Below are 12,830 nucleotides of genomic sequence, written 5' to 3'. Positions count from 1 at the left end.
GTCGCCAACTGGTCAAATTATTTATCCAATTCGCCTGGTTCGGTCGATTTTCGCATCGCGCCGGCACGTCGCCTCGCGCTAAACTTTGCTGTTTACGTCCCTTGTCGATTGCCGCAAGACGGCACCATTGCACGAAGGGTCGAAACCAGGGGGACCAGACGTGTCTGACGAGACGTCCAATCTTGAATTCCAGTCGCGCAGCCAAGGCAGCGTCATGGGCTTTCCGGCGCATGAAGGCCGGCCCGGCGCGCTCGGCGAGGTTCATGCCCGTCCGCATCCACTCGTCGAGAAGCCGCGCGTCCTCGTCCAGCTCTCCTTCATGACCGAAGGAGGCTCCGCGGTCGACCATGCCGTGCTTTCGGAACTGTCGCGCCGCCTCGGCATCGCCGCCCCCGAGCGTCATGCCCGCCACCACGCCATGAAATGGGGCAAGGGCACGCTGCGCTGGGAGCGGCATACGGAGTTCTCGACCTATCTCTGGGAAGGACCGCTGGCCGAGAATGACCGGGGGCAAGAGGATTCGCCGTTCGGCAATGGCTTTTCGCCGCCGGGAACCGTCATCTCGGGCATCCGGCTCGAGATCCGCAAGTGGACGCAGGCGAACGAGAGGCTGATCGCCGGCTTCGACCCGACCAGCCTCTGTCACTCGCTCGTCGAGCGCGGCAGCGCGGCTATTGTCACCGACTTCCGCCAGGACGGCGATGGCATGACCCGCATGCTGGTGCTTGATCGTGGTCTGACCCCGGCCAGCACCGGCGCGCTGTCGCAGCGGCTGATCGACATCGAGACCTACCGCACGCTTGCCATGCTCGGCTTGCCGCTGGCGCTCACCTTGTCCAGCCGCGCCCGCCGCATCGAGGATCGCTTGGCACAGACGACCCTGGAAATGAAAGTTGCCGAGACCCGCGACAGCCAGACGCTGCTCGCCGACCTGACGGAGCTTGCCGCCGAACTGGAGGCTGATGCCGCTTCCAGCCTTTACCGCTTCGGCGCCAGTCGCGCTTATGACGGCATCGTCACTGAAAGGCTCAAGGCACTGGATGAGGAGCCAGTGCTGGGCTACGACACCTGGGCGGGCTTTCTGCTGCGGCGCATGGCGCCAGCCATGCGCACCTGCCGCTCGGTCGAGGAGCGCCAGGCCAATCTGTCGCGAAAGCTGACCCGTGCCACCACGCTGTTGCGCACCTGGGTGGATGTCGAGGTCGAGAAGCAGAACCGCGATCTGCTCGCCTCGATGAACAACCGCGCCCGGCTGCAACTGCGCCTGCAGCAGACCGTCGAAGGGCTCTCGGTCGCCGCCGTCTCCTACTATGTGGTGGGCCTCATCGGCTATGTCGCCAAGGGCGCGTCGGTCTTTGGCCACGCCTTCGCGCCGGAGGTCGTTACCGCCGCATCGGTGCCTGTCGCCATCCTGCTGGTCTGGTGGGGCGTGCGCAGGGTGCGACAGATGCATTCCGAGCCGGCGAAGCATCCGGCCGAATAGACCGCGCCAAGCTTCGAAGCGCGATGGATGTGCAGCGGCAGATTGCCGCTGCGGAATCCTTGCCTGCATCCGCCCCGGATGCCATCAAAGCAAGGTTTGCAACAAATGTCCCTAGCTGGTAAATCATTTTTACCAGTTGAGTGGAGGAAGCGCCGATGTCCGGCCTTGCCATGCCCAAGCCAGACGCCGAGACGCTGCGCCGGCGCAGCGAAATCGTCGCCGACATGCGCATCATCGTGCCGGGCGAGGGCGTGGTCGACGCGGCCAATGAAATGCGGGCCTTCGAGAGTGATGGCCTGACTGCCTACCGGCAAGTGCCGCTGGTCGTGGTCCTGCCCGAGACGGTGGCGCAGGTTTCCCGTCTGCTGAAATACTGCAACGACCGCAACATCCGCGTCGTGCCGCGCGGCTCCGGCACCTCGCTGTCGGGCGGCGCGCTGCCGCTGGAAGACGCGGTGCTCCTGGTCATGAGCCGCTTCAACCGCATCATCGAGATCGATTTCCCCAATCGCATCGTCGTCGCCCAGCCGGGCGTCACCAATCTCGGCATCACCACCGCCGTCGAGCAGGAGGATTTCTACTACGCCCCCGACCCATCATCCCAGATCGCCTGCTCGATCGGCGGCAATGTCGCCGAAAATTCCGGCGGCGTGCACTGCCTCAAATACGGCCTGACCGCCAACAATGTGCTCGGCATCGAGATGGTGCTGATGAGCGGCGAGGTGGTGCGGCTCGGCGGCAGGCATCTGGACGCGGAAGGCTACGACCTGCTCGGCGTCATGACCGGCTCCGAAGGCCTGCTGGGCGTCGTCACCGAAGTCACAGTGCGCATTTTGAAGAAGCCGGAGACGGCACGCGCGCTGCTGATCGGCTTTCCGACCAGCGAGCAGGGCGGCCAATGCGTGGCCGACATCATCGGCGCCGGCATCATTCCGGGCGGCATGGAAATGATGGACCGGCCGGCGATCCATGCGGCGGAAGATTTCGTCCATGCCGGTTATCCCCTTGACGTCGAGGCGCTGCTGATCGTCGAACTCGACGGGCCGGGCGTCGAGGTCGATCATCTCATCACCGCGGTCGAGGCGATCGCCATTCGCAACGGCTCGACCACCTGCCGCATCTCGCAGTCCGAGCAGGAGCGGCTGAGTTTTTGGGCCGGGCGCAAGGCGGCCTTCCCCGCCGTTGGCCGCATCTCGCCCGATTACTACTGCATGGACGGCACGATCCCACGCAAGGAGCTGCCGCGCGTGCTGGCCGGCATGCGCGAGCTGTCGCAAAAATACGGTCTCGGAGTCGCCAATGTCTTTCACGCCGGCGACGGCAATCTGCATCCCCTGATCCTTTATGACGCCAACGTGCCTGGTGAAATCGACAAGGCCGAAAGCTTTGGCGCTGACATTCTGAGGCTTTGCGTCAAGGTCGGTGGCGTGCTCACCGGCGAACATGGCGTCGGGGTCGAGAAGCGCGACCTGATGCCGGAAATGTTCAGCCAGGTCGACCTCGACCAGCAAATGCGCGTCAAGTGCGCCTTCGATCCCAACCATCTGCTCAATCCCGGAAAGGTGTTCCCGCAACTGCGCCGCTGCGCCGAACTGGGGCGCATGCATGTGCATCGCGGGCAGGTGGCCTTTCCCGACATTCCGAGGTTTTGAGGGACATGTTGGCGCTTAAACACCCCCCTCTGTCCTGCCGGACATCTCCCCCGCAAGGGGGGAGATTAGCAGTTCCGGCGTCTCGCCGTTCAACAGACATTGGATGTTGGCGAAATCCGATGCGGCATCTGATCTCCCCCCTTGCGGGGGAGATGTCCGGCAGGACAGAGGGGGGTGTGAAGAAACGCGACCTATCACTTCTCGCCCGCTTTGCGGGGCAGAGGAAGGGCACGCGTGCATGACCATCTTCACCCCCACCACCTCAGCCGAAGTCCTCTCCACTGTTGCCTGGGCGACGGCAGAAGAAGCATCGCTCGAAATTCTCGGCCACGGCTCCAAGCGCGGCATCGGCCGTCCGTTGCAGACCGAGCATACGCTCGACCTGTCGAAACTCTCGGGCGTGATCCTCTATGAACCCGCCGAACTGGTGCTGTCGGCCAAGTCAGGCACGCCGCTGGCCGAGATCGAAAGGCTGCTGGCTGAAAACGGCCAGCAGCTTGCCTTCGAGCCGATGGACTACGGCCCGCTGCTCGGTGGCGAGCCGGGCAAAGGCACCATCGGCGGCGTGCTTGGCGCCAACCTGTCCGGTCCGCGTCGGCTGAAGGCGGGCGCCGCGCGCGATCATATCCTGGGCATCAATGTCGTCTCCGGTCGCGGCGAGGCCTTCAAGTCGGGTGGCCGCGTGGTCAAGAACGTCACCGGCTACGATATGTCGAAGCTGATGGCCAACAGCTGGGGCACCCTGTCCGTCTTTACCGACGTTACTTTCAAGGTGCTGCCTGTGGCCGAGACCGAAGTCACGCTCGCTGTCCGTGGCCTGCTCGATGATGCAGCCTGCGCCGCCATGGCCTTGGCCCTTGGTTCCAGCGCGGAAGTGTCGAGCGCTGCCCATCTGCCGGAGCGCGTCGCCGCCCGCGTGGCCGGCGGGACGCTCGGCAGTGAAGCCGCCACGCTGCTGCGCGTCGAGGGCTTTGGCCCGTCGGTTGCCTATCGCATCACCGCGCTGAAGACCCTGCTCGGCAAAGCCGGGCCGCTGGAAGAGATTTCCGGTGAGACCTCCAAGGCAATCTGGCGCGACGTGCGCGATATCAGGCCCTTCGTTGACGGCAGCGAGAAGCCGGTCTGGCGGGTCTCGATGACGCCCGCACAGGGGCACCTGATGGTTCTGACCCTACGCATGCAGGCCGCCGTCAGTGCCTTCTACGACTGGCAGGGCGGGCTGGTGTGGCTGCGCATGGAGGAGGGCGATCCCGAAGCCACCCTGCTTCGTGGGCTGTTGCGGAAACATGGCGGCGGCCACGCGACGTTGGTGCGCGCCGCTCCCGCCCATCGTGTCGCGCTGCCAGTGTTCGAGCCGCAGGCGCCGACATTGGCGGCGCTCAGCCAGCGCCTGAAACAGGAATTCGACCCGAAGAACATCCTCAATCCCGGCCGCATGGCCTAGGACATCAGAGATGCAGACCAATTTTTCGCCCGCCCAGCTTGCCGACCCTGATGTCGCCGAGTCCGAAAAGATCCTGCGCAAATGCGTGCATTGCGGTTTCTGCACCGCCACCTGCCCGACTTATGTAACGCTTGGCAACGAGCTCGATTCGCCGCGCGGGCGCATCTACCTGATCAAGGACATGCTGGAAAACGGCCGCCCCGCCGACAAGGAAATCGTCACCCATATCGACCGCTGCCTCTCCTGCCTGGCCTGCATGACCACCTGTCCATCAGGCGTTAATTACATGCATCTGGTCGACCATGCTCGTGCCCATATCCAGGAAACCTACAAGCGGCCGCTGCTCGACCGGCTGACCCGTGCCATGCTGGCTTTCGTGCTGCCCTATCCCCAACGCTTCCGCGCCGCGCTCAAGCTTGCGAGGCTGGGCAAGCCTTTCATTGGCCTGTTCGAGAAGATTCCTGCACTGAAGCCGCTCGCCGCGATGCTCAAGCTCGCGCCTGCATCGATCCCGGCGGCCTCGCCGATGGCTTTACCGGGTATCCATGCCGGGCAAGGGGCAAAAAAGGGCCGTGTCGCCATCCTGACCGGCTGCGCGCAATCGGTGCTTGACCCCGCCATCAACGACACCACCATCTCGCTGCTGACGCGGCTCGGTGTCGAGGTCGTGGTGCCACCGGGCGAGGGCTGCTGCGGCGCCCTGGTTCATCACATGGGGCGGGAAGAAGCCGCCCTTGCCTCGGCCAGGCAAAATATCGATGCTTGGACACGCTCCATCGAGCAGGGCGGGCTCGACGCCATTGTCATCACCGCATCGGGTTGCGGCACGACGATCAAGGACTACGGCTTCATGCTGCGGCTCGATCCGGCCTATGCCGACAAGGCCGCGCGCGTGTCGGCGCTGGCCAAGGACATCACCGAATACCTGGCAAGTCTCAAGCTCCCTGAACCGGTGCGCAAGCCCGGCACTGTCGTTGCGTATCACTCGGCCTGCTCGATGCAGCACGGCCAGAAGATCACCCGGCAGCCGAAGGAGCTGCTCGCCAAGGCCGGTTTCATTGTGCGCGAGCCGCGCGAGGGCCATCTCTGCTGCGGCTCGGCCGGCACCTACAACATCCTGCAGCCCGAGATTTCGGCCAGGCTGCGCGATCGTAAGGTGAAAAACATCGAGGCGACGGGCGCCTCGATCGTCGCCACCGGCAATATCGGTTGCATCACGCAGATCGCATCCGCCGCCAGCATGCCGGTGGTGCACACGATCAAACTGCTCGACTGGGCCTATGGCGGGCCGAGGCCGGATGGCATTTTGGATGGGAGCCCGGTCGCGGCGGAGTAGGCCGGGCGCTATTCCGCCGCAAGCCTGTCGGCCGTGCCGTAGGTCGCCTCGTAGAGCGCGCGCTGGCGGCTGAGCGCGACCATGGTATTGCGCAGCAGGATCGCCACCGTCAGCGGACCGACGCCTCCCGGCACCGGCGTGATCCACGAGGCCACTTCCTTGACGCTGTCGGTGTCGACGTCGCCGACGATGCGGCTCGTGCCGTCCGGTCCGACCTCCGAATTGATGCCGATGTCGATGACGGCGGCACCCGGCTTGACCATGTCGGCCTTGATCAGCCGTGGCTTGCCAACGGCGACGAACAGCGCATCGGCGCGCCGCGCATGGGCGGCGACCGACCGTGTCATATGATGGCAGACCGTCACCGTCGCGCCTTCGCTCATCAGCAGGAAGGCGATTGGCTTGCCGACGATTTCCGAATGGCCGACGATCACCACTTCCAGCCCCTTGAGGTCGAGGCCGGTTTCCTTAAGCAGTTCGACCGAGGCGGCCGCCGTGCAAGGCGCGAGATCGAGCTGGTTGTAGACGATGTTGCCGATCGAGGCCGGATGCATGCCCTCGACGTCCTTTAGCGGATGCACAGCCGCCTGCAGCATTTTGATCGGGATATGCGCCGGCACCGGCCGCTGGATGATGATGCCGGTGACACGCGGATCGGCATTCAGCCCATGGATGGCTGCTTCGAGTTCACCTGAGGTGATCGTCGCGGGAAAGCGCCGTTCCTCGAAATCGATGCCGGCGAGTTGAGCCTTGGCACGCTGGTTGCGCACATAGACGTCGACGGCGTCGGTATCGCCGACGGTGATCGAGATCAGCTTGGGCGGAAAGCCCTCGGCCTTGGCAATGGTCGCGTCCTCGCGCACGGCGGCGATGATGCGCTGGGCAACCGGGCCGCCCCTGAGATAGCGGCTGTCGTCGGACAGGGACATGGTTCGAACCTTTGGTGGGGAAATTGCGCACTGCAATAGCAGAGCACGGCCCGGAAATCAGCCCTGAAAACGAAACACCGTGCCTCCGGGGCGACCTGTCGCACCGTGAAACGAAAAGGGCAGCCCGGTTACCCGTGCTGCCCTCTCGTGACTGGCCGTATCCCCACACGGCCCGTCCCCCGTTAACTCGTTGCCAGTCTAAGCACGTCTTCCAAAAGTGCGCTATGACTTAAGGGCAACAGCGCGCCAAAACCTGCTCAGCACTGCTTAACCGGCTGATTCGCTGCCACTATATCACCTCGACGGTGGTTCCGACATTGACCCGCTCATAAAGGTCGACCACGTCCTCGTTGCGCATCCGGATGCAGCCCGATGATACCGCGCCGCCGATCGTCCAGGGCTGATTGGTGCCATGGATGCGGTACTCGGTCGTGCCGAGATAGAGAGCGCGCGCGCCGAGCGGGTTTTCCATGCCGCCAGCCAGATAGGTCGGCAGGTAGCGGCCCTTGGCCGCTTCGCGCTTGATCATCTCGGCCGGTGGACGCCAGTCCGGCCAGACGCGCTTGTTGGTGATCTTGTGGGTGCCCGACCATTCGAAACCGGGCTTGCCGGTGCCGACGCCGTAGCGCCGCGCTTTGCCGTTCTTCTCGACCAGATAGAGGAAATTCTGCGTGGTATCGATGACGATGGTGCCCGGCTTCTGGGCGCCGTCATAGGCGACTTCCTGCGGCAGGTAGACGGGGTTGATCTGCCGGCGCATGACCATGCGTTTGGCCGGCGCCTGCACGGCGGCCGTTTGCACTCGGTCGGGCTGTGCCGGCTGCGCGGTGCGCTGGCGCGGCTGCTGCTGCACGGCCTGTCGGTTCTGCCGCACGATTCCGGGCGCATGGCCGAGCTGCAGCACCCAGGGCGCGGAAAGGTCGGGGCTCACCATCACCGGCGGCCTGTCGGCATAACGGTCGTTGGCGGTTGAGGGTGTGACGCCGGCGGCAAACACAGCCACGGCGCCGAGCAAGGGAAACAGAACTCTCTTCATCGGGAACGCACCTTGATCGTCTAATACGCCGGGCAAGAACGCTCCCGGCTTGCGCGATCATTGGCGGCGAGCAGCAACCGAAACATGAATCGGAATGCGTAAAATGCGGTTCTGTCAGTAAACTCTTTGGTGTGGTTACCGCCCGGTTCAGGAATCTGGTAAAGCCACGGTAAAGACAGCGCGCAAGCGCGTTAACGGATGGATTTCTTGGGATGAGCAATGAAAACACCGGCCTGCTTGCCGGTCCTGACGGTGTCGTGCGCTGCTTCTGGCACGGCAATCTGCCCGATTATCTGCATTACCATGACCATGAATGGGGCCGGCCGGTGGCCGACGACCGCAGGCTGTTCGAGAAGATCTGCTTGGAAGGGTTTCAGTCGGGCCTGTCCTGGCTGACCATTTTGCGCAAGCGGGAGAATTTTCGCGAAGCCTTCGCTGGCTTCGACTTCGACAAGGTCGCCGCCTTCAACGAAAGGGATGTCGAGCGCCTGCTCGGCAACGCCGGCATAATCCGCCATCGCGGCAAGATCGTCTCGACCATCAACAACGCCAAACGCGCCCGCGAGATGGTGGATGAGTTCGGCTCGCTGGCCGCCTGGTTCTGGAAGTTCGAACCCGGCAAGGAGGAGCGGCCGAAGATCGTCGACCTCGCCCATCTGCGCGCCAACCCGACCACCGCGGTTTCCGTTCGGATTTCGAAGGACCTGAAAAAGCGCGGCTGGACTTTCGTCGGCCCGACCACCGTGTACGCCTTCATGCAAGCCATGGGCCTGGTCAACGACCATCTCGAAGGCTGCGTGTGCCGTAAGGAGGTCGAGAAGCAGCGGAAGGCTTTCCAGCGGCCGAAATAGCCGGGGGCAGCTCAGGTGCCGTTGGCGCTGGCCAGGAACAGCCCGGCGACGATTGCGGCCACCGTGGCGACCGTCGGATAGATCACCAGCAGACCGGTCACCAACGCGTCGCGCAAGGAAGGATCCTTGCTGGTGCCTGCCGGCACATCGAACGGCCCGGCAGCCTGGCCAACCATTTGCGGTGCATGGGTGCCCGCCGGGCGCAGGCGCGTCGGCACTTCGCCGGCCTCGCTGTTGGCCTCAAATTCCGTTGCGCTGGTCATGTCCCGAACCTCTTCGTTTCGGTGCGCTATATCGGCCGCGATTGTGTCGGCACGATGCCGCGCCCGTGGCGGCATTGTTTCATTTCCGGCGTGTTTTGTTTCAGGGGGGTTCGATTCTTCCTGATCTCGTCGGGTGCGCTGCCGGGCGCCAACCCTTGCTGCTCCCGGCTTCATCGGTTAGGAACGCGCGCTGTGAACGCGCTAGATTTGCCGCGTCACGAAGTCATGAACATCGGGTGCCCAGATTATGGCCGACAAATCGGAAAAGACGAAAGCGCGGCTGCCGCGCGGGTTTGCCGACCGCGGCGCCGAGGATATCCGCGCCGTCGAGAAGATGATGGCGACGATCCGCTCGGTTTATGAGCTCTATGGCTTCGAACCGGCCGACCAGCCGCTGATCGAATATACCGATGCGTTGGGCAAATTCCTGCCCGACCAGGACCGGCCGAACGAAGGCGTGTTCTCTTTCCAGGACGACGACGACCAGTGGCTGTCGCTGCGCTACGACCTGACCGCGCCGACCGCGCGCTTCGTCGCCGAGAATTTCGAACGCCTGCCAAAACCCTACCGCAGCTACCGTTCCGGCTGGGTGTTCCGCAACGAAAAGCCCGGGCCCGGCCGCTTCCGCCAGTTCATGCAGTTCGACGCCGACACGATCGGCACGCCGGGCGTCGCGGCGGACGCCGAGATGGCGATGATGATGGCCGACGTCATGGAAGCGCTCGGTATCAAGCGCGGCGACTACGTCATCCGCGTCAACAACCGCAAGGTGCTCGATGGTGTGCTGGAGGCGATTGGGCTCGGTGGCGATGAGAACGCAGGGCGCCGGCTGACCGTGCTGAGGGCAATCGACAAGCTTGATAAGGTTGGGACAGACGGCGTCCGCGCGCTTCTTGGAAAGGGACGATTGGACGAGAGTGGCGACTTCACCAAAGGAGCTGGACTAAGCGAACAATCGATTGGCCGAATGATGGAAGTCTTCGGGGCTCCCGGTGGGTTTTGGGACTACAATATGAGCACCGAAGGTGTCATTTCCGACGACCGGCGGACGACTGAAGACAATGGACAGACTTCTGTCTTGAGCAACCGGTTTGCAATAAACGAATTGCGCCTGGCTTTCTCAGAACAGCCGCTGGCTTTGGACGGCATCAACGAACTAACCGCCATCAATGAAATGGTTCGCGCTGCCGGGTACGGAAGCAATCGCATCCGCATCGATCCTTCCGTCGTGCGTGGCCTCGAATACTACACCGGCCCCGTCTTCGAGGCCGAACTCCTGGCCGAAATCCCCAACGAGGACGGCCAAATCGTGCGCTTCGGCTCGGTCGGCGGCGGTGGCCGCTATGATGGGCTGGTCTCGCGCTTTCGCGGCGAGCCGGTGCCGGCGACCGGTTTTTCCATCGGCGTCTCGCGACTGATGACGGCGCTGAAGAACCTCGGCAAGCTAGACGTATCGGAAGTGATCGCGCCGGTCGTCGTGCTGGTCATGGACAAGGACACTGAAAGCCTCGGCCGCTATCAGAAGATGGTCTCGGAATTGCGCGCCGCCGGCATTCGCTCCGAAATGTATCTCGGCGGCGCCGGCATGAAGGCGCAGCTCAAATATGCCGACCGGCGCGGTTGTCCCATCGCCGTCATCCAGGGCGGCGACGAGCGGGCCAAGGGCGAATTGCAGATCAAGGACCTGATCGAAGGCGCGCGCATGTCGGCGGAGATCACCGACAATGCGGAATGGCGCGCCGCGCGTCCGGCCCAGGTGACAGTAGCGGAAAGCGAACTGGTCGCCGAAGTGAAGAAGATTTTGGCGGCGCAGGCCGCTGATCGCGCCAAGGGTGGCGCTTGAGCACCCCCCTCTGGCCTGCCGGCCATCTCCCCCGAAAGGGGGGAGATGGGATGTCGCGTAGGTTTTCGCCAATCTCCGATGTTGGGAAAAACGTGCCGAGCCCGAAGCTGCTGATCTCCCCCCTTGCGGGGGAGATGGCCGGCAGGCCAGAGGGGGGTGCCTCGCGCCCAACCTGTCTATGACCTCCCGCCCCGCCATCGCCACCGACATCATCACCCTCTTCGCCAACCGCAACACACATGCCGTCGAAGTCGCGGTGCTGCAGCCGGCCGATCCCTTCCTCGACATGGCCGGCGAGGATCTGCGCCGCCGCATTTTCCTGACCGAAAGCGAAACCGGGCAGACGCTCTGCCTGCGGCCCGAATTCACCATTCCTGTCTGCCTCGACCACATAGCCAGCCAGGCCGGCACGCCACGCCGCTATTCCTATCTGGGCGAAGTGTTTCGCCAGCGCCGCGAGGGCGGCAATGAGTTCTTCCAGGCCGGCATCGAGGATCTCGGCGACCGCGACGCGGCCGAAGCCGATGCCCGCTCGGTCGCCGACGCGCATGCGCTGCTGTCGCTGGTGCTGCCCGGCCAGCCGCTGGCGGTCACGCTTGGCGACCAGGCGATTTTCGAGGCGGTGCTGGCGGCGCTCGGCTTGCCGCGCGGCTGGCGCATGCGGCTGGCCCGCGCCTTCGGCTCGGCGCCTATGCTGGAGACAGCACTCGCCGATCTCGCCAACCCGCCGCGCAACAGCCAGCTCTCCGGGCCGGTCGCGGCGCTTGTCCTCGATGGCGATCTGGACCGTCTTTCCCAGCATATTGCCGGCGGCATGGAGGAAGCCGGCTTGTCGGCATCGGCCGGGCGCGCGCCGTCGGATATCGCGCGACGGCTGATCGAGAAAGCCGAGTTGCGCAGCGTGCGGCTGTCGAACGAGGCTTTCGCGGCGCTGAAAGATTTTCTGGCGATCGACGTGCCGCTCGATGGCGCGGCCCAGGCATTGGAAACCTTCGCGGCCGGCGCCGGACTTTCGCTGGGTGCGGCGCTGGAAAAATTCTCGGCCCGCGCCAAGGCGATCGAGGCGCATGGCTTGCCCTCCGAAAAAATCCGCTACGACGCCGCTTTCGGCCGTCCGCTCGACTACTACACCGGTGTCGTCTTCGAAATCGCGGCCGCCAGCGGCGAGCGCCCCTTGGCCGGTGGCGGGCGCTACGACCGGTTGCTGACGCTGCTCGGCGCCAAGACCGCGATCCCCGGCGTCGGCTTTTCGGTGTGGCTCGACCGCATCGAGGCTTTGCGGGGGGCGGCATCATGATCACGCTCGCCGTTCCCTCGAAGGGTAGGCTCAAGGAGCAGGCGCTGGAGGTGTTGGCCAAGGCCGGCCTCGCCGTCAGCCTGCCCGGCGACGAGCGTAAGTATCATGCCCGCGTCGAGGGCCTGGACAATGTCGAAGTGCTCTTCCTGTCGGCTTCCGAAATATCGGGCGAAATAGGCCAAGGCGCGGTCGATCTCGGCATCACCGGCGAGGACCTGGTGCGGGAAAATCTCGCTGACTGGGAAGCGCGGGCCGAGATCGTCGCCCGCCTCGGCTTCGGCCATGCCGATGTGGTGGTCGCGGTGCCCGAGATCTGGCTCGATGTCGACACCATGGCCGATCTCGACGATGTCGCCGCCGATTTCCGCCAGCGCCATGGCCGCAGGCTGCGGATTGCCACCAAATATTGGCGGCTGACGCAGCAGTTCTTCTCCCAAAAGCACGGCATTCAGGTCTATCGCATCGTCGAGAGCCTCGGCGCCACCGAGGGCGCGCCGGCGGCCGGCCTCGCCGACGTCATCGTCGACATCACCAGCACGGGCTCGACGCTGCGCGCCAACCATCTCAAGGTGCTGGCCGACGGCGTCGTGCTGAAGTCGCAGGCCTGTCTGGTCGCGTCGAGGAAGACACGTGCAGCGGCCGACGACGCCGTTTTGCGCGACATCGTCGCGAAAATGGCGGCAGCGGTCGCATAGC

Annotated in this window: 11 protein-coding genes; 8 read left to right on the top strand and 3 right to left on the bottom strand. The window is 64.4% G+C overall.

Annotated features, from left to right (window positions below; genetic code table 11):
- Positions 1-160 precede the first annotated feature (160 nt).
- From LB554_RS18830 to glcF, 4 genes are all read left to right on the top strand, one after another.
- Positions 161-1,483, top strand: a complete 1,323-nt coding sequence (locus LB554_RS18830) for a DUF3422 family protein (protein ID WP_140614576.1) — start codon at positions 161-163, stop codon at positions 1,481-1,483.
- A gap of 155 nt (positions 1,484-1,638) precedes the next feature.
- Positions 1,639-3,135 (top strand): FAD-linked oxidase C-terminal domain-containing protein, encoded by a 1,497-nt coding sequence (locus LB554_RS18825; RefSeq protein WP_224586175.1) that lies wholly within the window; start codon positions 1,639-1,641, stop codon positions 3,133-3,135.
- A 238-nt stretch (positions 3,136-3,373) separates the two neighbouring features.
- Positions 3,374-4,579: a glycolate oxidase subunit GlcE gene (gene glcE / locus LB554_RS18820; protein WP_224586172.1), complete on the top strand. Its 1,206-nt coding sequence runs from the start codon at positions 3,374-3,376 to the stop codon at positions 4,577-4,579.
- A gap of 10 nt (positions 4,580-4,589) precedes the next feature.
- Positions 4,590-5,915: a glycolate oxidase subunit GlcF gene (glcF, locus tag LB554_RS18815; RefSeq protein ID WP_224586169.1), complete on the top strand. Its 1,326-nt coding sequence runs from the start codon at positions 4,590-4,592 to the stop codon at positions 5,913-5,915.
- Between the two features lie 8 nt (positions 5,916-5,923).
- On the opposite strand, the gene LB554_RS18810 is transcribed toward glcF, so the two are convergent.
- Positions 5,924-6,844, bottom strand: a complete 921-nt coding sequence (locus LB554_RS18810; protein WP_140715542.1) for a bifunctional 5,10-methylenetetrahydrofolate dehydrogenase/5,10-methenyltetrahydrofolate cyclohydrolase — start codon at positions 6,842-6,844, stop codon at positions 5,924-5,926.
- A 289-nt stretch (positions 6,845-7,133) separates the two neighbouring features.
- Positions 7,134-7,880, bottom strand: coding sequence for a L,D-transpeptidase (locus LB554_RS18805; RefSeq protein WP_140715540.1), 747 nt, complete (start codon positions 7,878-7,880; stop codon positions 7,134-7,136).
- A 212-nt stretch (positions 7,881-8,092) separates the two neighbouring features.
- Between LB554_RS18805 and LB554_RS18800 the strand changes: the two genes are divergently transcribed.
- Positions 8,093-8,731 carry a DNA-3-methyladenine glycosylase I gene (locus LB554_RS18800; RefSeq protein WP_224586167.1) on the top strand — a complete coding sequence of 213 codons (639 nt, stop codon included), beginning with the start codon at positions 8,093-8,095 and terminating at the stop codon, positions 8,729-8,731.
- Between the two features lie 11 nt (positions 8,732-8,742).
- Here the strand turns inward: LB554_RS18800 and LB554_RS18795 are convergent, their stop codons facing one another.
- A complete protein-coding gene (locus LB554_RS18795; RefSeq protein ID WP_015316507.1) occupies positions 8,743-8,994 on the bottom strand; it encodes a hypothetical protein in 252 nt (83 codons plus the stop codon).
- Positions 8,995-9,241: 247 nt separating this feature from the next.
- Between LB554_RS18795 and hisS the strand changes: the two genes are divergently transcribed.
- From hisS to hisG, 3 genes are all read left to right on the top strand, one after another.
- Positions 9,242-10,837 (top strand): histidine--tRNA ligase, encoded by a 1,596-nt coding sequence (gene hisS, locus LB554_RS18790; protein ID WP_224586165.1) that lies wholly within the window; start codon positions 9,242-9,244, stop codon positions 10,835-10,837.
- A gap of 178 nt (positions 10,838-11,015) precedes the next feature.
- Positions 11,016-12,134, top strand: a complete 1,119-nt coding sequence (locus tag LB554_RS18785) for an ATP phosphoribosyltransferase regulatory subunit (protein ID WP_224586163.1) — start codon at positions 11,016-11,018, stop codon at positions 12,132-12,134.
- Positions 12,131-12,829: an ATP phosphoribosyltransferase gene (hisG, locus tag LB554_RS18780; RefSeq protein WP_015316510.1), complete on the top strand. Its 699-nt coding sequence runs from the start codon at positions 12,131-12,133 to the stop codon at positions 12,827-12,829. The genes LB554_RS18785 and hisG overlap by 4 nt, the downstream gene beginning before the upstream one ends.
- Position 12,830 lies beyond the last annotated feature (1 nt).

Origin of the sequence: Mesorhizobium sp. CO1-1-11, assembly GCF_020164995.1 — a bacterium.
Taxonomy (GTDB): domain Bacteria; phylum Pseudomonadota; class Alphaproteobacteria; order Rhizobiales; family Rhizobiaceae; genus Mesorhizobium; species Mesorhizobium australicum.
The sequence above is the reverse complement of the archived record's forward strand: the minus strand, read 5'-3'. Positions and strand labels throughout refer to the sequence as shown.